The sequence below is a fragment of the Pseudarthrobacter sp. MDT1-22 genome (assembly GCF_054511035.1).
The window spans coordinates 14,575-33,020 of the sequence record NZ_JBTNDK010000018.1 but is presented as its reverse complement, the minus strand read 5'-3'; the positions used below and the strand labels follow the sequence as shown (position 1 = coordinate 33,020).

The 18,446-nt window shown below is 65.0% G+C and carries 15 protein-coding genes and 1 tRNA gene; 3 read left to right on the top strand and 13 right to left on the bottom strand.

Features of this window, described 5'->3' with window-relative positions; translation table 11 throughout:
• Position 1: 1 nt before the first annotated feature.
• The gene (locus ACX80M_RS14425) at positions 2 to 871 is read left to right on the top strand and encodes an Fpg/Nei family DNA glycosylase (protein ID WP_252600714.1); all 870 of its coding nucleotides are present in this window, start codon (positions 2 to 4) and stop codon (positions 869 to 871) included.
• Between the two features lie 79 nt (positions 872 to 950).
• Here ACX80M_RS14425 and ACX80M_RS14420 read toward each other — a convergent pair.
• From ACX80M_RS14420 to ACX80M_RS14375, 10 genes are all read right to left on the bottom strand, one after another.
• A tRNA-Pro gene (locus ACX80M_RS14420) sits at positions 951 to 1,027 on the bottom strand.
• Positions 1,028 to 1,174: 147 nt separating this feature from the next.
• Entirely contained in the window at positions 1,175 to 2,725 is a 1,551-nt protein-coding gene (der, locus tag ACX80M_RS14415; RefSeq protein WP_141140079.1) for a ribosome biogenesis GTPase Der, read from the bottom strand.
• Between the two features lie 10 nt (positions 2,726 to 2,735).
• Positions 2,736 to 3,416 carry a lysophospholipid acyltransferase family protein gene (locus ACX80M_RS14410; RefSeq protein WP_252609202.1) on the bottom strand — a complete coding sequence of 227 codons (681 nt, stop codon included), beginning with the start codon at positions 3,414 to 3,416 and terminating at the stop codon, positions 2,736 to 2,738.
• 31 nt (positions 3,417 to 3,447) lie between these two features.
• The gene (cmk, locus tag ACX80M_RS14405) at positions 3,448 to 4,161 is read right to left on the bottom strand and encodes a (d)CMP kinase (RefSeq protein ID WP_252600713.1); all 714 of its coding nucleotides are present in this window, start codon (positions 4,159 to 4,161) and stop codon (positions 3,448 to 3,450) included.
• The gene (locus ACX80M_RS14400) at positions 4,161 to 5,270 is read right to left on the bottom strand and encodes a prephenate dehydrogenase (protein ID WP_252600711.1); all 1,110 of its coding nucleotides are present in this window, start codon (positions 5,268 to 5,270) and stop codon (positions 4,161 to 4,163) included. The genes cmk and ACX80M_RS14400 overlap by 1 nt, the downstream gene beginning before the upstream one ends.
• A gap of 3 nt (positions 5,271 to 5,273) precedes the next feature.
• Entirely contained in the window at positions 5,274 to 6,563 is a 1,290-nt protein-coding gene (locus tag ACX80M_RS14395) for a pseudouridine synthase (protein WP_252609120.1), read from the bottom strand.
• Between the two features lie 110 nt (positions 6,564 to 6,673).
• Complete coding sequence (gene scpB / locus ACX80M_RS14390) at positions 6,674 to 7,297, bottom strand: SMC-Scp complex subunit ScpB (RefSeq protein ID WP_252609200.1); 624 nt, start codon at positions 7,295 to 7,297, stop codon at positions 6,674 to 6,676.
• Positions 7,298 to 7,332: 35 nt separating this feature from the next.
• Positions 7,333 to 8,145 carry a segregation and condensation protein A gene (locus tag ACX80M_RS14385; RefSeq protein ID WP_252609118.1) on the bottom strand — a complete coding sequence of 271 codons (813 nt, stop codon included), beginning with the start codon at positions 8,143 to 8,145 and terminating at the stop codon, positions 7,333 to 7,335.
• 7 nt (positions 8,146 to 8,152) lie between these two features.
• Positions 8,153 to 9,052 carry a ParA family protein gene (locus ACX80M_RS14380; RefSeq protein ID WP_252569374.1) on the bottom strand — a complete coding sequence of 300 codons (900 nt, stop codon included), beginning with the start codon at positions 9,050 to 9,052 and terminating at the stop codon, positions 8,153 to 8,155.
• Between the two features lie 253 nt (positions 9,053 to 9,305).
• A complete protein-coding gene (locus tag ACX80M_RS14375; protein ID WP_252609117.1) occupies positions 9,306 to 10,655 on the bottom strand; it encodes a cation:dicarboxylate symporter family transporter in 1,350 nt (449 codons plus the stop codon).
• A 139-nt stretch (positions 10,656 to 10,794) separates the two neighbouring features.
• Here ACX80M_RS14375 and ACX80M_RS14370 point away from each other — a divergent pair, with 139 nt between their 5' ends.
• Positions 10,795 to 12,435 (top strand): sensor histidine kinase, encoded by a 1,641-nt coding sequence (locus ACX80M_RS14370; protein ID WP_252609115.1) that lies wholly within the window; start codon positions 10,795 to 10,797, stop codon positions 12,433 to 12,435.
• On the top strand, positions 12,432 to 13,145 hold the full coding sequence (locus ACX80M_RS14365; protein WP_252609114.1) for a response regulator: 714 nt from the start codon (positions 12,432 to 12,434) through the stop codon (positions 13,143 to 13,145). The genes ACX80M_RS14370 and ACX80M_RS14365 overlap by 4 nt, the downstream gene beginning before the upstream one ends.
• A gap of 17 nt (positions 13,146 to 13,162) precedes the next feature.
• Here ACX80M_RS14365 and ACX80M_RS14360 read toward each other — a convergent pair whose 3' ends face one another.
• The 3 genes from ACX80M_RS14360 to ACX80M_RS14350 all read right to left on the bottom strand — a co-directional run bounded on the left by ACX80M_RS14360 (position 13,163) and on the right by ACX80M_RS14350 (position 18,301).
• Positions 13,163 to 14,260: a pyridoxal-phosphate-dependent aminotransferase family protein gene (locus ACX80M_RS14360; RefSeq protein ID WP_252609112.1), complete on the bottom strand. Its 1,098-nt coding sequence runs from the start codon at positions 14,258 to 14,260 to the stop codon at positions 13,163 to 13,165.
• A 40-nt stretch (positions 14,261 to 14,300) separates the two neighbouring features.
• Entirely contained in the window at positions 14,301 to 15,875 is a 1,575-nt protein-coding gene (locus tag ACX80M_RS14355; protein ID WP_252614022.1) for an NCS1 family nucleobase:cation symporter-1, read from the bottom strand.
• Positions 15,876 to 16,402: 527 nt separating this feature from the next.
• Positions 16,403 to 18,301, bottom strand: a complete 1,899-nt coding sequence (locus ACX80M_RS14350; protein WP_252609192.1) for an acetate--CoA ligase — start codon at positions 18,299 to 18,301, stop codon at positions 16,403 to 16,405.
• Positions 18,302 to 18,446 lie beyond the last annotated feature (145 nt).

Sequence of the window (18,446 nt, the reverse complement as noted above, 5' to 3'; positions counted from 1 at the left end):
CATGCCGGAGCTTCCCGAGGTTGCAGGCCTGGCCGGTTTCCTGGACGAGCACCTGCGCGGAGCGGTGGTGCGGAAGGTCCAGATCGTTTCCTTTGCCGTGCTGAAGACAGCGGATCCGCCGTTCACAGCGCTGGAGAACTGCACGGTCGCCGGCGTGCGGCGGTTTGGAAAGTTTGTCAGCATTGACACCGACGGGCCGTCGTTTGTCTTCCACCTCGCCCGGGCGGGCTGGGTCCGCTTCACGGACTCGCCCACAGACACCCAGCTCCGGATGGGAAAAGGCCACATCGCCGCCCGGCTGGCGTTCACCGGGCCGGACGGTGCCCATGGCATGGATCTCACCGAGGCGGGGACCAAAAAGAGCCTTGCCGTGTACGTGGTGCGCGACCCCCAGGATGTGCCGGGCGTCGCGGCGCTCGGGCCGGACCCGTTCAGCGCAGCGTTCGACGCCGACATGCTGGCGGAAATTCTCGGCTCCACTTCCCAGCAGATCAAGGGCGTCCTGCGGAGCCAGAGCGTGATCGCGGGGATCGGGAACGCCTACAGCGACGAGATCCTGCATGCTGCGAGGATCTCCCCCTTTGCCACCGCCAAGTCCTTGGACCGTGGCACGGTGCAGGTGCTTTATGACGCCATCCACAGCGTGCTCGGAACAGCCCTGGCCGAAGCCGAGGGCAAGCCGCCCAGCGAGCTCAAGGACGTCAAACGCAGCCACATGCGGGTCCATGCACGCACCGGCGAGGCTTGCCCGGTGTGTGGTGACACAGTCCGGGAGGTGTCTTTCGCGGATACTTCCCTGCAGTACTGTCCCACGTGTCAGAGCAAGGGAAAGATTCTGGCGGACCGCAGGACGTCGAAGTTCCTGAAATAAGCCAGGCCGCGAAACATCCGAAAAGGACGGCACAAAAACAGAAGCGTCCCGGAGACAATTCTCCGGGACGCTTCTGTTTTGGTCGGGCTGACAGGATTTGAACCTGCGACCCCTTGACCCCCAGTCAAGTGCGCTACCAAGCTGCGCTACAGCCCGTTAGTTCCGCCGTTCTCCGCTGCGTTTACTCCCGATGCTAGCCAGGATTTCAACTCAGCAGTCCGGCCGAACCACCTTGAAAAGCTTACACGATTCCGGAGGGTGCAAGTGACACTTTGCCGCCTGCACGCCCCCGGTGTGTCCTAATTAACGCTTCTTGCCGCGCTTTTCGCGGACGCGCATGTTGACCTCGATGGGCGTGCCCTCGAAACCGAACGTTTCGCGGAGCCTGCGTGTGATGAAGCGGCGGTAGCCCGGGTCCAGGAATCCGGTGGTGAACAGCACAAACTTCGGCGGCCGGCTGGACGCCTGCGTGCCGTACAGGATGCGCGGTTGCTTTCCGCCGCGGACCGGGTGCGGGTGCGCCGCCACAAGCTCGCCGAGGAAGGCATTGAGCTTGCCGGTGGGAATGCGCCTGTCCCAGTTCTCCAGGGCCAGGTCCAGGGCGGGAACCAGGCGGTCCTTGTGCCAGCCCGTCAGGGCGGAGATGTTGACCCGGGGCGCCCAGGCCACGTGGGCCAGGTCCTGCTCGATTTCGCGCTCCAGGTAGGTGCGGCGTTCGTCGTCGAGCAGATCCCACTTGTTGAAGGCCAGCACCAGGGCGCGGCCCGACTCGATGGCGAGCTGCAGGATGCGGACGTCCTGCTCGCTGAGGACCTCATCCACCGCGAGAAGCACGACGGCGACCTCCGCCTTTTCGAGCGCCGCCTGCGTACGGAGGGAGGCGTAGTAGTCGGCGCCCTGCGCCATGTGCTGGCGGCGGCGGATGCCTGCCGTGTCCACAAAGCGCCACGTGCGGTCGCCGAGTTCAATGAACTCATCCACCGGATCACGCGTGGTGCCGGCGGTGTTGTCCACGACGACACGTTCGGACCCTGCCAGCTTGTTCAGCAGTGATGACTTGCCCACGTTCGGGCGGCCGATCAGTGCGATGCGGCGGGGTCCGCCCGAGCGTTCCAGGCCCTCAATGGTGGAGAACTCCGGCAGGGTGTCCATCACGTGGTCCAGGAGGTCGGCCACGCCGCGTCCGTGCAGGGCCGAGACGGGGTATGGCTCGCCGAAGCCGAGGCCCCACAGGGTGGCGGAGTCCGCTTCCTGGGCGAAGTCGTCCACCTTGTTGGCCACCATGATGACCGGCTTCTTGCTGCGGCGGAGCATCTTCATAACGCCCTCGTCCGTTGCGGTGGCGCCCACCGCGGAGTCGACGACGAAGAGCACGGCGTCGGCCATTTCCACGGCCATTTCCGCCTGTTCGGCCACCCGGGCGTGGATGCCGCGCGCATCGTGCTCCCAGCCGCCGGTGTCCACCAAAGTGAAGTTGCGCCCGTTCCAGTGTGCCGAGTACATCACGCGGTCCCGCGTCACGCCGGGAGTATCCTCAACCACGGCTTCGCGGCGGCCCAGGATACGGTTCACCAGAGTGGATTTGCCCACGTTGGGACGGCCGATGATGGCAAGCACGGGATCGAGCTTGACCGGACCGTCGAAGTCCTCGTCGTCGTAGTTCCCGCTGAGCAGGGCGGCGTCTTCCTCGTCGAGCTCGTAGTCGTCCAAGCCGGCGCGGAGCGACGCGGCACGCATCTCCGCTTCGTCGTCGTCGATGGCGGCCAGCCGCTCGGCCACCTGGTCCGTGCCGGTGGGCGTGTATTCATCTTCGCCGGCGCCGGAGTGGCTGGAGGTTTGAGTCGTATCGCTCATTGCACTTTCCTTAGTGGTCATCTGCCGGCGTCCCGGCTACTGCTGTGAAGTTCGTGCGGAAATCCGCGTGGGGCAAAGGCTGCCCACTGTGTTGGATGGTCTCCTGGACGTGCCCCGCAAGCGCAGCGCGGATTTCCATTCCCGCCCTGTCCATTGAAGCACGGCCCGTTTCGCCGGGGTTGCGGCTGAGGGTCAGTGCGTTGCCGAAGCTGACGTGGAACCGCCGCCCTGGCCTGGGTACTGTGTCGAGGTGTTCGCTGCCCGTCCGGGTGCCGAGGATCGCCACGGGAACCACGGGGGCCCCCGAGTTCAGCGCCAGCCAGGACACCCCGTTGTTGATGTCTGTTGCCTGGCCGCTCCCCCGAGTTCCTTCCGGAAGAATCCCGATGCAGCGGCCGGCGTCGAGCATGTTCTTGCCCAGCAGCAGCGCAGCCCGGTCCCCGGAGCGGTCAACCGGCAACTGGCCGGAGGCCCGAAGGACCCGACCCAGCAAGCCCTTGAACATCTCCTTCTTGACCAGGATGTGCATGGGACGCGGCGACGCGCCGAACATCACCGGCCCGTCCAGGAAACTGATGTGGTTGCCGGCAAAAATCACCGGCCCGCCTGTAGGCACGTTGTCCCGGCCAGTGACGGACGTCCGGTACACCACGTGGTCCAGGAGCCAGCCGACGGGCCGGCTCCAGGTCATAGTCAGGCCGGAGGGAAGCCGCACGCCGCGGTCAGTCACGGTTAAGCACCTTCGTGACGATCACGAGCGCCGCGTCCACGGTCTCGGCGAAGTCCAGATCGGAAGAATCGAGGGTGACAACACCGTCGGCAGCCTGGGTGAAGTTCACCACCGTGGAATCCTTGGCGTCACGGTGGGTGACCTGGGCGGCGAGCTGCTCCGCATTCTGCGTGCCGCCCAGCTGGATGCCGCGGCGGCGAAGCCGGGCCTCCTCACTGGCGGTCAGTAGCATGCGGACTTCCGCGCCCGGGGCCACGACGGTCGTGATGTCCCGGCCCTCCACCACGATGCGGCGGTGGTGCTTTTCAATGAGCTCACGCTGCCGGCGGATCAGTTCGGTCCGGGCACCCAGGGTGGTGGCCACCGCACTGACCGCCGACGAAATTGCCGGTTCACGGATGGCGTCCGTGACGTCGGCGCCGTTCACGCGGACGTATTCCTCCCGCGGCGTGGTGCTCAGTTCCAGGACCAGGTCCCGGGACGCCTGCTCCACGGCGGCGGCGTCACTGAGGTCAATTCCGCTGGTGACGCAGAACCATGTCAGGGCCCGGTACATGGCGCCGGTGTCCAGGTAGGCAAGGTGCAGCCGGCGGGCCACTTCCTTGCTCACGCTGGACTTGCCGGAGCCTGACGGCCCGTCGATGGCAACCACCAGGGGCCTGCCGACGCGCAAGGCCGGAAGGGTGTCAAGAAGTTCTTGTGTCATTACTGCAATACCCGCCATCCGCGGTCGTTGAGTGCTTCGATCAGATGGTCATGCTTGTTCGGCAGCACGGACAGTTCCACCATGCCCACGTTCTGGCCCGAGGAATGGTCCAGCCGAAGGTCCTCCACGTTCACGCCGATCTCACCGATTTCGGTGAGGAGCTGCGCGATCTGTCCCGGCCGGTCATCCACGAGGACCGTCAGCCAGGAGTAGGCCTGCGGCGGGCCACCGTGCTTGCCCGGAATACGGGCCTGCCCGGCATTGCCTTCGCTGATCAGCTGGGCCAGGTCAAGCCTGGCGCCCGGCGCAAGCGGTTCCTCGAGCGTGCCGATGAGCCGGTTCAGGTCCTCGCGGACTCCGTAAAGGATCTCCACGACCTTCCCCGCGTTGCCGCCCAGGATCTGGACCCACAGCGTGGGATCGCTGGCGGCGATCCGCGTGACGTCCCGCAGGCCGTTGCCGGCGAGGGACAGCGCGTGAAGGGGCGTCCCCTGCAGCCGGCTGGCCAGCAGGGAGGACATGATCTGGGGCAGGTGCGATACCAAGGCCACGGCTTCGTCGTGTTCGTCGGGAGTGAACTGGGAAACCACAGCTCCCAGGTCCGTGGCCAGGGAACGCGCAGTCTGCACGGCAGCCGCGGATGACTCCGGGCCCGGACAAACCACCCACGGCATGGACGTGAAGAGCTCGCCGCGGGCCGCAACCGGCCCGGACTTTTCGCGCCCTGCCATCGGATGCGTCCCCACATAGCGGGCGAGGTCCGCGCCGCGGCCGCCCAACTCCGCCAGGATGGCGGCCTTGACGCTGGCGATGTCAACCACCATGGAATCCGGGTAGTCGGCAAGCGCACGGGCCACGACGTCGGCGGTCACGTCCGGCGGTGCTGCCACCACCACCAACTCGGGTGCCTCGTCCCCGAGCTGGCCCAGGGGCTGGCCGGCACCGATGTCGACGGCCACCGCCTGGTTGGTCGGCGACGGGTCAGACAGGAACACGGGCACGCCGCGCCCACGCAGGCCCAGCCCGATGCTGGCACCGAGCAGGCCGGTGCCAATCACCACGACCGGCCCATTGAGGTGCCCCCGCCCGTGGGAGCGAAATGCGGACATGCCTCAGAGTCCTACGGATGCCAGCAGGTGGCCGACTTCCTGCTTGCCAAGGTTGCGGATGCTGCCCTGGCGCTGGTCGCCCAGCCCAATGGGACCCACCTTGACGCGCACCAGCCGCAGGACCGGGAACCCGACGGCGTCGAACAGGCGACGGACAATCCGGTTCTTGCCCGAGTGCAGGACCACTTCGATCAGCACGTGGCCCGGAGTGGAGTCCACCAGCTTGAAGGAGTCAACGGAGGCAAAGCCATCCTCGAGTTCCACACCTTCCCGGAGCTGCGCGCCAACTCCCTGCGGGAACGGGCCGCGGACCTGGACCAGGTAGGTCTTGGGGACCTCGTAGGACGGGTGGGTCAGCCGGTTGGCCAGTTCGCCGTCGTTCGTCAGCAGCAGCAGACCTTCGGTGGCGACGTCCAGCCGGCCCACGTGGAACAGGCGTTCGCCCTGGTGGGTCTTCCGCACAAAATCGCTGATGCAAGGACGGCCATCGGGGTCCTCCATGGTGGACACCACGCCCTTGGGCTTGTTGAAGACCATGTACACGAGGTTTTCATCCAGCTGGATGCGCAGGCCATCAACGTGGATGACTGCTGTCTTGGGGTCCACGCGGACACCAAGCTCAGTGACAACCTGGCCGTCAACTTCTACCCGGCCTTCGGAGATCATCTCTTCGCAGACGCGGCGCGAAGCCACGCCGGCCTGGGCCATGACTTTCTGCAGGCGCGTGCCGTCGGCGTCGTGCATTTCCGACTGCGGAACGTCACCGCGGGGTCCACGCTTGCGGGCAGGCTTCCGCACGGGGCCAAGGTTCTGGCCAAACCGTTCGCTGCCGAAGGCGCGTGACGCCGCCGCCCCGGGCCTGCCGGTGCGCGGCTTGGGCTTGAGCGCGCCGGGGGTGCCGGGAGCCTTGCTGGCGCCCGGTTTGCGGGCAGCCGGCTTGCGCGCCGATGGGCTGGCGGCTGGCTTCCGGTCGGAGGCACCGCGCCCGGCCGGTGGCGACGCCGGGGCGTCGCCGGGATCCACGAATGGCTCTTCGCGCGGCCTCGGGGCCTTGTACGGCCGGTCGCCGCCGCCGAATCCGGCGTTGCGCTTGCCGGCGCCGGCGCGGAATCCGCCGCCCGCCGCGCTGGGGCGGCCGCTGCCGCCCTGAGCAGGGTTCCGGCTTGCGCCGCCCTGCGCCGGATTACGGCTGGCCGCTGGATTGCGGCTGGCGCCGCCCTGTCCGGCATTGCGTTCTGAACTGTTGCGTCCCGAACTGTTACGTGGTGAACCCTGGCGTCCCGCCTGTGTCATGACCCGTCCTTCGTTATTTGGCCCGCTGGTTGTCCAAGAACAACCCTAGCCAGCCATGCAGAAATTATCTGCCCTTATGAATATTCGTGTGCGCACGCGGGATTTCCCGCCTACATTCTGTCGGCGTCGTAGAACTCCGCGATGCCCTCAAGCCCCGGAAGATGGGGTGAGAGCTGGGGCAGTTCCGCTGCGGAGCCGATTCCCATCCGTTCCAGGAAATACGACGTGGTCCGGTAGAGGATGGCTCCCGACTCAGGATCGTGTCCCGAATCTTCGATCAGCCCGCGCTGGGTCAATGTCCGTACGACAGAATCGACATTGACTCCTCGAATTGCAGACACCCTGGCCCTGGAGACAGGCTGGCGGTACGCGATGACAGCCAGTGTTTCCAAGGCCGCCTGCGTGAGCCTGGCCGTCTGACCCTCAAGCACAAACCGTCCGACGATCTCGGCGAAGTCTGCGCGGGAGTAGATCCGCCAGCCACCGGCGATGTTCCGCAATTCGAAACCCCGGGGGCTGGCGCTGAAACCAGCATCGCTGGCATCGTCCATGTCCGGGGCTTTAACAGTATAGCCGCTATACTCCCGCTGCAGTTCCGCCAGTAACTGCTCGACGACGGCGACGGTCAGGTTAAGCCCGGCTGCCAACTCAGTAGCGCTGGCCGGTTGGTCCAGGACCATCAGGACCGCCTCAAGTGCAGCCTTTGCACCGCCGGGAAGATCCCGGCCGTCCATGCCCGGCTCCGCCCCAGGCTCCGGAAGTTCTTGGCTCACGACAGTTCCTCGTATTCTTCGCTTAGGTTTTCTGTTGACCAGTCCCGGCCGTCCACCGTCCAGTGCACGGTGAGATCCCCCAGGGGCGACACCTGGTCGAAGGAGACTGCCCTGTCCCGGAACATCTCCAGCAATGCCAGGAACCTGGCCACCACCACGAGCGTGGAATCGGCGTCGGCGATCAGCGCACGGAAAGACAGGGGCTTCCCCAGCTGGAGCCGGAGCCCCAGGATCTCGGCCTGTTCCTTCACGCTGACGGCACTGCCGTGCAGGTGGGCAAGGCCCACCTCGGTGGGCCGCGGCGTCTTGGCCTTCAGGGCGGCCTCGGCCAGGCGGGCGAACTGGTCCGGCGTGTGCTTCCACACAAGTTCCGGGAGCATGGCGGCAAAGTGCTCCTCCAAGGCAACCTGACGCGGAAACCGGCTGGCTTCGTGTTCCAGGGTTCCGGCCATCAGGGCTGCCACCTGTTTGAACGCCTTGTATTGGAGGAGCCTCGCAAAAAGGAGGTCCCGCGCTTCCAGCAGGGCGATGTCCTCATCGTCCTCGACTTCACCGGCGGGCAGGAGCCTTGCCGCCTTGAGATCCAGGAGTGTGGCGGCGATGACCAGGAATTCGCTGGCTTCATCCAGCGCCCATTCCTCGCCGAGCTTCTGGAGCTTCCTGATGTACTTGATGAACTCATCAGTGACGGTGGCAATGGCCACCTCGGTAATGTCCAGCTGGTGCTTGGCGATCAGGCCCAGCAGGAGGTCGAACGGGCCGGTGAAGTTGGCAAGCCGCACCTCAAAGCCGGGTTTGGACTCGGCCACGGCGTCTTTAGGGTGCGCCGCCGCGCGAAATCAGCTCTTTGGCCAGGCGGCGGTAGGCATCGGCGCCGATGTGGCTGCCTGCGTAGCTGGTGATCGGTTCGGCCGCGACGGTGGCGTCCGCGAACTTGATGGAGCGTTTGATGACGGTCTCGAAGACTTTGTCGCCGAAGGCTTCCACCAGGCGGGTGATGACTTCGCGGCTGTGGAGCGTACGGGCGTCGTACATGGTGGCCAGGACACCATCAACCTGCAGTCCGGGGTTCAGCCTGTCCTGGACCTTGTCGATGGTTTCCACCAGCAGGGCTACCGCACGGAGTGCGAAAAACTCGCAGATCAGCGGGATGATCACGCCGTGGGCGGCGGTCAGGGCGTTGACCGTCAGCAGGCCCAGGGAGGGCTGGCAGTCAATCAGGACGACGTCGTAATCGTCTTCGACTTTTTTCAGCGCCCTGTCCAGGACCTGCTCACGGGCGACTTCATTGACCAGCTGCACTTCTGCGGCGGAGAGGTCGATGTTGGCTGGCAGCAGGTCCACGTTTTCGACGCCGGTCTGGTGGATGGCGTCGCGGATGTCCACCTTGCGGTCCATGAGGACGTTGTAGATGGTGAGATCAAGCTCGTGCGGGTTGATCCCCAGGCCTGCTGACAGGGCACCCTGGGGATCAAAGTCAACCAGGAGGACACGGCGGCCGTACTCGGCCAGCGCTGCTGCAAGGTTGATGGTGGATGTGGTCTTACCTACGCCGCCTTTTTGGTTGACCATGGCGATGACGCGGGCCGGACCATGGGACTGCAGCGGCGCGGGCTCCGGAAATTCACGGTAGGGGCGCCCTGTGGGACCCATCACGGCGTCTTCCAGATCGAGTTCCGTGCCTTCCAGAGTTGCTGAACCCTGTTCGCTGCTCACGTATCTCTCCACACTTTCGATGACGGTCATTGTTCTGCCGCTGACTGACCAGCGCCCATGCTTGTTTCCACCCAAGGCTACAACGCCCGACACGGCATTCTGTGGAACTTGACTTTTGATGGTGTTTGAGCCTTGACCTTTTACCTGAGGTCGAAGGTTGACCAGTCCCGACGCAAAACCGCCCGCACAGGTTGTCTGTGCGGGCGGTTTTCCGCGCCTGGCGCTTGTCCCTTAAGGACTTGTCCTCTATGGACTAGGCGTTTGCCGGAACTGGCTGCACCGGCTGCGCCGGGGTTTCGTGTACCTCGTGGTGGCCGGCGATCATGGTCTGCTCGTCGAAGGGCTCTTCGCCGGACAGGACGCGCTGGACCTGCTCGCCGTCGATCTCCTTGACCCAGGTCCCGATCAGGAGCGTGGCCACAGCGTTGCCCGTGAAGTTGGTCAATGCGCGGGCTTCGGACATGAAGCGGTCGATCCCGACGATCATGCCTACGCCGCCGAGGAGCTCGGGCTTGTGTGCCTGGAGGCCAGCGGCCAGTGTGGCGAGGCCTGCACCTGTGACACCGGCTGCACCCTTCGAGGCGATGATCATGAAGATGAGCAGGGATACCTGGGCGCCGAGATCCAGAGGGGTTCCCATGGCGTTGGCCACGAACAGCGATGCCATGGTCAGGTAGATGGCCGTGCCGTCGAGGTTGAAGGAGTAACCGGTGGGCACGGTGACGCCGACGACCGGCTTGGACACGCCCAGGTGCTCCATCTTGGCGATCAGACGGGGCAGTGCGGCCTCGGAGGAGGAGGTGGAGAAGATCAGGAGGTATTCGCGGGCCAGGTACTTCATCAGCTTGAAGATGTTCACGCCGGTCACCACCTGGAGCAGACCGCCGAGGATCACGACTATGAAGAGGGCGCAGGTGATGTAGAAGGCCACCATGAGGGTGGCCATGCTCACGATTGCCGCGACACCAGTGGCACCGACGACGGCGGCGATGGCACCGAAGGCGCCCACCGGAGCAAGCCACATGATCATGATCAGGATCCTGAACACCACTACCTGGCCGTGGCCGATGGCCTTCAGGACAGGAGCGCCCTGCGCACCCATCTTCTGGAGGGCGAAGCCTACGAGGATGGCAGCGAAGAGTGTTGGCAGAACGGGAATGTCGCCCGGAATGATGCCCAGGAGGAAGGCAACGGTGCTGTCTACTTCTGCCTTCTTACTGGGGTCGTACGCCGCCAGCTTCAAACCTTCACCCGGGTGGATCAGGTTGCCTACCACAAGGCCGATGCCCAGCGCGAACGTGGACATAACCATAAAGTAGCCCAAGGCCAGGCCGCCCACCTTGCCTACGGTGGCTGCCTTGGCTATGGAGCCAATGCCCAGGACGATGGTGCAGAAGATGATCGGCGCGATCATCATCTTGATGAGCTTGATGAAGCCGTCGCCGAGCGGTTTCAGCGATTTGCCGACCTCGGGAAACAGGAGGCCGACGACGGCGCCCGCGATCACGGCGACAATGACGGCGATGTAAAGGTAATGGGATTTGTCCAGCCCCTTGCGGGCGGCCTTTGCAGGCGCTGCTGACTCTCCTCGTTGAGAAGCCATGATGTGTCTCCTTATGGATAATCTGGTAGACGCTGCGGCGCAGTCTCTGGCCCATAGCGTCGGTCCGGTGTGATATCCATCATTAGGCACACCGTGACATAGCTCACCGTTGCGTTCATATTGGTCATGGAAGGTGCCGATGATCCACAAATGGAGTCTTGCCAAGAGGTTTTTGGTCACACACCTGCTGTTCACGCTGGCTCTGACGATGCTCGTCGGAACGGCATCGTACCTCGACGCCCGGGACCGCACTTACACCGAGGCCGGACTTCGGATGCGCGGCATTGCGGCAGCCGTGGCCACGAACCCCCTTGTACTGGAGGCGATCGAGTCTACCGATCCGTCATCAATCCTCCAGCCTTACGCGAAAGACGTCATGGAAGGTGCCGGCGCGGACTTTGTCACGATCATGGCGCCGGACAGGACCCGCTGGACGCACCCGAACGATCAGGAGCTAGGGAAGCCCTACATCGGCTCCATCGACGCTGCCCTTAAGGGGCGTCCTGAGACTGAAATAGTTTCCGGAACCCTCGGCCCCTCCGTGCGCACCATCGTCCCGTTGCTCGACAGTGGGGGAACAGTGCGAGGGCTTGTGGCTGCGGGCGTCACCGTAGGGTCCGTCGACGGTGACGTTTTGGGAAGGCTGCCCGCTGTAGTGATCATTGTTCTGGCCATGCTCTTCGGGGGGTCACTCGCAGCCTGGTTACTGGGACGCTACCTGCGCGGTGTCACCAGGGGGTGGGGCCCGGAACAGCTGGCACAGCTGTTCGCCTATTACGAATCAGTACTGCACTCCGTCCGCGAGGGGCTCATCCTGATCGACACAAAGGGCCGGGTGGTCATGTACAACGACCATGCAGCCGAGTTGCTGGGACTGGAGCACCGCGGTTCAGGCGACGACCAGTTGCGGCCACCCCTGCTGTCAGACCTGCCTCTTGCCGAGAGCCTGAAGGAACTCTTTGAATCCGGCCGCACGGCCCACGATGAAATCCATCTGACGGGTCCGCGGATTGTGGTGGTGAACCAGGGCCCGGCCGTGGGTCCCGACTCCCCCGGCCTCCGCCGGCCGGCGGTGTTCGGCACCGTGGCCACCATCCGGGACCGGACGGAGATCGAATCGCTGGGCAGTGAACTGGAAACAATGCGGACGCTGTCCGACGCCCTCCGTGCCCAGACCCACGAGCACGCCAACCGGCTGCACACCATGGTTTCCCTGCTGGAGCTGGGGCGAACCCGGGAGGCCTTGGAGTTCGCCACGAAGGACCTCGAACTGAGCCAGCAGTTGACCGACGAGATGGTGAGCTCCGTGGACGAGCCGGTCCTCAGCGCCCTGATCATGGGTAAGGCGGCCGAAGCGAATGAGCGCGGGGTGAAGCTGACGCTCTCCGCCGAGGGGTCTGCGTCCGTTGCGGGCCTGGCCGTCCAGGACCTTGTCACCATTCTGGGAAACCTCCTGGACAACGCGATCGACGCCGCCGCGGATGGCGCGGTTCCGAGGACGGTGGAGCTGACCGTGGAGTCCGACGCCGAGGGCCTGGACATCACGGTGGAGGATTCCGGCTCCGGCGTGGACCCCGCCGCCGTGGAGGATATTTTCCGGCATGGCTTCAGCACCAAGGCGTCCGGTCCGTTCGGACGCGGCATTGGCCTGGCCCTCGTCCGCCAGGCTGTGCAGCGCCTGGGCGGTACCATGACCATCACCGGCAAGGACGGCGCACGCTTCCAGGTCTTCCTGCCGGCCATGGCCGCCGGAACCGACAAAGAGGAGCAGTTCCAGTGAGCGATATCCGCGTCCTCGTTGTGGAAGACGAGCCGGTGGCGTCGGCCGCGCACGCGGCCTACGTGGGCAGGATGGCAGGATTTATGCTGGCCGGGATGGCCCCTGACGGCCAGTCCGCGCTCAGGCTGCTGGGGGAGCTCGCGGCTGCCGGCGAGCCGGTGGAACTGGTCCTGCTCGACATGAACCTTCCGGACCTGCATGGGCTGGACATTGCCCGGCGGATGCGTGCGGCAGGAATCCTGGCGGACATTATTGCCATCACCGCGGTCCGGGAAGTGGCGATTGTCCGGAGCGCCGTGGCCATCGGCGTGGTCCAGTACCTGATCAAGCCCTTCACCTTTGCCACGTTCGAAGACAAGCTCTCCAGCTACCGGTTGTTCCGGCAGCAGTTGGCCTCCCCGGAGTCCGGGGCGGGCAGGACCGGGGCTTCCCAGAGCGATGTGGACCAGGCGTTCGCGAGCCTCCGGGCGCCGTCGGAATTGCCTCTGCCGAAAGGCCTGTCCGTCTCCACGCTCGACTCCGTCAAGGAGTACCTGAAACAGCATTCGGGATCCGTTTCGGCCACAGAGGTCATGGCGGCGCTTGGCATGTCCCGGGTGACCGCCCGCCGCTACCTCGAATACCTGGCCGACGCCGGCACCCTCACCCGCGCCCCGCGCTATGGCACCCCCGGCCGCCCGGAGAACGAATACGGCTGGAAGCGGCCCTGATACTGCAGAGTCTGTGGCTAGGCAGAGGCGATGGCTTCCTTGAGGGCCCCCAGCGCCAGAGTCACTGATGCGGCGTTTGCGTTGGGTCCCATCATTCCGATCCGCCAGATGCTGGAAGCATACTTGCCCGCCCCTGAGCCAATCTCGATGCTGAAGTGCTCCAGAAGATGGCGGCGCACGGCCGCGGAGTCGACACCGTCCGGGACCTTGACAGTGGTGAGGCTGGGCAGCCGGTGGCCCTCGGCCGCGAACAGCTCAAGTCCCATCTCCTGGAGCCCCGCCTGCAACGCGGCCCCTGCCGCGCGGTGGCGCGCCTGGACCGCGTCCAGTCCCTCGGCCAGGATTCTTTGCAAGCCCGCCTCGAGACCGGCGATCATGGTGACCGGCGGCGTGTGATGGTAGGTTCTGCCGCTGCCGCTGGCGGCCCCGACGTAACCGCCGAGCAGTCCGACGTCCAGGTACCAGGAGCGGGGATTCTTGATCCTTCGCTCGAAGGCCCTACCCGACATGGTGAAGGGCGACAGCCCCGGTGGCACGCCGAGGCATTTCTGGGTGCCGGCATAGCCGACGTCGATTCCCCAGTCGTCTGCCAGGAGTTCCAGGCCGCCGATGGATGTCACGGCGTCGACAATTAACAGCGCATCACCCTTGTTCTGCCCGAGCGACGCGACGTCGGACAGCACGCCAGTCGACGTTTCAGCGTGGACGGCCGCAATCACCTTCGGCCGCGGGTGGGTCGCCAGGACGCGTTCGACGTCGATGGGCGTGCCCCATTCGTGGTCTACACGAACCACAGTGGCGCCGCAGCGGCGGGCCACGTCACACATGCGCTCACCGAAGAGGCCGTTGACGGCGATCACTGCCACATCGCCGTCGTCCACGGTGTTCACAAAAGCCGCTTCCATGCCGCCGGAACCGGTGACGCTCAATGGCAGAGTGCGGGCATTCTGAGTCCCCCAGACCGTGCGGAGGCCCTCGCAGGTGCTATCGAGCCGTTCAATGAAGACCGGATCCAGGTGCCCAATCACCGGATGCGCCAATGCGGCGGTCACTTCGGGGTAGCAGTTGCTCGGTCCCGGACCGAACAGGAACCGCGAGGTCAATACCTGAAGCATTGGAACTCCTTCGTTGGGGCTCTTGCCCTTGTGGGGCCGGTCAGTGCTTCGGGGCGACAGCGATCTCCTCGCCGTCGACGGCGTGGAACGGCGCGTGGCGATCCATGATCAGAAGGTAGGTGACGGCGGCCAGGATCGCGCCGACGAACCAGGAGAAGCCGGAAATGTAGGTGAACGCAGGGACGAGAGCCAGCACCAGGGCGACGATCGCGGCCGGTGTACCCGCGATGACAGCCTTCCGGTTGACGCCACGGGTGTAGGCATACTCCCCGTCGGGGGAGTCCGAGTACAAATCCGGAATGTTGACCCGGCCCTTCCGGACCAGCCAGTAGTCGGCCATTATCACGCCGAACAGTGGCCCCAGGAGGGCGCCCAGCCCGCCGAGGAAGTAGACGATGACCACGGGCGAGTTGTACAGGTTCCACGGCAGGATCACTAGGCCGATCAACGCGGAGATAATGGCTGCGCGGCGGAAGGTCAGGGTCCGCGGGAAAAGGTGGGCCAGTGTGTAGATGGGAGCCACGAAGTTGGCCATGAGGTTCACGGCCACCGTCAGGATGATCAGAGCCAGGCAGGCAAGCACCAGCAGGAACGTATTCGGGATGGCGTTGACGATGTCGGTGGGCGACTCGATGACTGTTCCGTCGATCTTGTACTGGGCGCCGGCGAGGACGATCACGATGGCGGCGAAGAAGAGCATGTTGATGGGGATGCCGAAGAAGTTGCCGCGTACCACCGACCGCTCCGAGGGCGCGCCCCGGGTGAAGTCGCAGAAGTTCAGCACGAACGTCCCGTAGACGACGACCCATAGCGCCGCGGACTGGAAAATCCGCACCCACATCACTGGGCCGGTCAGCGAGTCGGCGGTGGACCAGGCGATGGTCCCGCCGGCCTCCACCAACATCCAGACGGCCAGCGCGAGCATGGTGACCAGGATTATGGGGCCGGCGAAGGCCTCGTACTTGCGGATCATCTCCATGCCGAAGCTCACGATCACCGTCTGCATCGCCCACAGCGCAACGAACGAGATCCAGCCCAGAGTCGAGAGTCCGAGGAACGAGTCTGTATCGAGCGGCGCCAGGGACGGCGCGAGGGCCAAGATGAGCACCCGGAGCACCACCGAGGCCAGATAGGTCTGAATGCCGAACCATGCCACGGCCACAGCGCCGCGGATGATGGCTGGGATATTGGAGCCCCGGATGCCGAACGCGATCCTGCTCATGACCGGGAACGGCACGCCCGTCCGCTCGCCCATGAACCCCGAGAGGTTCAGGAGAAGGAACAGCAGGACGGCGCCGAGCAGGAAGGCGAGCATGATCTGCCAGGCGCCCAATCCCAGGGCGAACAGTCCGATGGCGAACACGTAGTTGCCCAGCGAGTGCACGTCATTCGCCCAGAGCGTGAAGATGCTGTAGGCGTGCCAGGTGCGGCCCTTGCGCGTGGTGGGCGCCAGGTCCTCGTTGTAGAGTCGGCGGCTCACGCCCGCGGGCACCTGGACCCGCGTGGCTGGCCCTCCCCTCACGATCTCCTCGACCGCGGGGTCACCGGTGCCCCACGGCTCCGGGTCAATCAGATTCGGGTGCCCGTGCTCGTCGGGACCGTGTTGGTGGGACATAATGCAGACCTCCGAGTGGCGGAAAGGGCGTTGCGGGTGTGGACGGGAACTGGTGCTGCGGATGCGGAGCACCACCCTTGTACGGGTGGCGCCCATGGAATTAAAATTCCGCATCTCGGAAAAAATCTTTCGTGCCGTGAAACTAATGTAGCTGTGGGGCAGATCACGGTCAAGGCTTCTTCGCGTCCGGGGGTTCGACGTCGCGGTGCTTCGGGGAGCGCTCAGCTTTCCCCGCCGGATGCGCCGGCCTCGGTGTCCACCACGGTGCCCGCAGATAGCTCTCGCGTACGTTCCCGGACAGCGCCTTGCCCTGGCCCGGGGTGATGGGATCTTCTGGTGCAGTGTGCCGGCGTCGTGGACATTCAGTCGTGTCCATTCACTCGACCACCTGCTCAACCCCGACGCCGCTGCCGCTGCCCGATCAGTTCACCGCTTTCTGCCATTACTCACCACCAACGCTCAAGAGGCTCCGGGCGGAAAGTCCGGTTAAACCGCCGATGGAGCCCAAACTAAACGCGACTGCAGTACTAAACGGCGCCTTCTGGCCGGAGCTCGCCCAGCAACTGCCCGATGACGTCCGGATCGTCAATCGTGGAGGGCACCACGTACGCTTCGCCGTCGGCTATTTGCCGCATGGTCTTGCGCAGGATCTTCCCTGACCTGGTCTTGGGGAGCGCTTCGACCACTGTGGCGTGTTTGAAGTCGGCCACCGGCCCGATGTCCTTCCTGACAAGGGCGATCAGCTCCCGGACCAGCTCGTCCTCAGGGGTGGTGACCCCTGCTTTGAGCACCACGTAGCCGCTGGCCCGCTGACCCTTGAGGGGATCCGCCACGCCGATCACGGCACATTCAGCGACGGCCGGATGGCTGGCGATGACCTGCTCAATCGCACCGGTGGACAGCCGGTGGCCGGCCACGTTGATGATGTCGTCGGTCCGGCCCATCACAAAGACGTAGCCGTCAGCATCCCGGTAGCCGCTGTCGCCCGTGGCGTAGCTGCCTTCGAAGGCAGCCAGGTACGAGGACACATAGCGGTCGTCGTTCTGCCACAGGGTTGTAAGGGTTCCGGGAGGCAAGGGAAGCTGCAGGACAATGTTGCCCTCCTCCCCCTGCTGCACCGCCGCCCCGGAGCCGTCGACAATCTTCAGTTCGAAGCCGGGCATGGGCACGGTAGGTGACCCGGGCTTGAAGGGAAGGTCCTCCAGCCCGCGAGGGTTGGCGCAGATGGCCCAGCCGGTTTCGGTCTGCCACCAGTGGTCCACCACCGGAACACCCAGGACCTCACCTGCCCAGCGGTAGGTGTCCGTGTCCAGCCGCTCGCCGGCCGCAAACAGCGTGCGCAGGGTGGAGATGTCGTACCGGGCCAGCTCTGCCGCCTGAGGATCGGCCTTGCGGATCGCGCGCAGGGCCGTGGGTGCGGTGAACAGGACGTTGACCTTGTGGTCCTGCACCACGCGCCAGAACGCTCCCGCATCAGGCGTCCCCACGGGCTTGCCCTCGTAGAGGACCGTGGTGGCACCGGCCAGCAGCGGGCCATAAACAATGTAGGAATGACCCACCACCCAGCCGACGTCGGACGCCGTCCACATCACGTCACCCGGACCGACGTCGTAGATGTTTGCCATGGTCCAGCTGAGCGCCACTGCATGGCCGCCGTTGTCCCGTACAACGCCCTTCGGCGTGCCGGTGGTGCCCGAGGTGTAGAGGATGTAAAGGGGGTCGGTTGCTGCGACATCCACTGCTGCCGCCGGGGCGGCCGCGTCAAAGCACCGGTCCCAGTCCAGCCAGTCCGGATACTCGGATGCCGAGTGCACAAAGCCTTCCCGGTCCTTGACTATGACGGGCGTCTGCCCAGCGCCGGCGAGTTCGAGCGCTTCGGCAACCGCCGGAAGATACTCCACCCGGCGCGAGGGCTCAATCCCGCCGGACGCCGTCACAATCGCGGCCGGACCGGCATCCTTGATGCGGGCGGCGAGTTCCTTGGGCGCGAATCCGCCGAAAACCACCGAATGCACGGCCCCGAGCCGGGCGGTCGCCAGCATCGCGATGGCGGCCTCGGGAATCATGGGCATGTAGATGACCACCCTGTCCCCTTTGCGGACTCCCTGCGAGCGCAGCACACCCGCGAACCGCGCCACGAGGTCCGTCAGTTCGGCGTAGCTGTACGTGCGTTTGATCCCCAGCATCGCGGAGTCGTAGATGAGGGCATCCTGGTCCCCGCGGCCGGCCTCAACGTGGCGGTCCAGGGCGTTGTAGCTCGTGTTGAGCATGCCATCGGGAAACCATTGGAACAGCGGGGCGGCCGATCCATCAAGCGCGGTTTCCGGCGTCCTGGACCAGGTCACGCCGCCTGCTGCCTCAAGCCAGAAGGCGTCCTTCTTTTCGATGCTGCGCGAATATGTTTCCCGGTAATTTCCGCTGACCATCATGGGCTCCCGTTCACGTCGCTGTGTTGCCACCATGCTATGCGGGCAACCCGCACCAGACAAGGCCTATGTATACATACCTGCGGCTATTTCGCTGATCAACTGGCTTTTGCTGGGTCTTTCGGCAATTCGTGTATACACTGGT

Bases quoted from the DNA above. Each gene is read 5' to 3' on its own strand.
- ACX80M_RS14425 (WP_252600714.1), top strand. From the start codon at position 2: ATGCCGGAGCTTCCCGAGGTTGCAGGCCTGGCCGGTTTCCTGGACGAG.
- der (WP_141140079.1), bottom strand. From the start codon at position 2,725: ATGAGCGATACGACTCAAACCTCCAGCCACTCCGGCGCCGGCGAAGAT.
- ACX80M_RS14410 (WP_252609202.1), bottom strand. From the start codon at position 3,416: ATGACCTGGAGCCGGCCCGTCGGCTGGCTCCTGGACCACGTGGTGTAC.
- cmk (WP_252600713.1), bottom strand. From the start codon at position 4,161: ATGACACAAGAACTTCTTGACACCCTTCCGGCCTTGCGCGTCGGCAGG.
- ACX80M_RS14400 (WP_252600711.1), bottom strand. From the start codon at position 5,270: ATGTCCGCATTTCGCTCCCACGGGCGGGGGCACCTCAATGGGCCGGTC.
- ACX80M_RS14395 (WP_252609120.1), bottom strand. From the start codon at position 6,563: ATGACACAGGCGGGACGCCAGGGTTCACCACGTAACAGTTCGGGACGC.
- scpB (WP_252609200.1), bottom strand. From the start codon at position 7,297: ATGGACGGCCGGGATCTTCCCGGCGGTGCAAAGGCTGCACTTGAGGCG.
- ACX80M_RS14375 (WP_252609117.1), bottom strand. From the start codon at position 10,655: ATGGCTTCTCAACGAGGAGAGTCAGCAGCGCCTGCAAAGGCCGCCCGC.
- ACX80M_RS14370 (WP_252609115.1), top strand. From the start codon at position 10,795: ATGATCCACAAATGGAGTCTTGCCAAGAGGTTTTTGGTCACACACCTG.
- ACX80M_RS14360 (WP_252609112.1), bottom strand. From the start codon at position 14,260: ATGCTTCAGGTATTGACCTCGCGGTTCCTGTTCGGTCCGGGACCGAGC.
- ACX80M_RS14355 (WP_252614022.1), bottom strand. From the start codon at position 15,875: ATGTCCCACCAACACGGTCCCGACGAGCACGGGCACCCGAATCTGATT.
- ACX80M_RS14350 (WP_252609192.1), bottom strand. From the start codon at position 18,301: ATGGTCAGCGGAAATTACCGGGAAACATATTCGCGCAGCATCGAAAAG.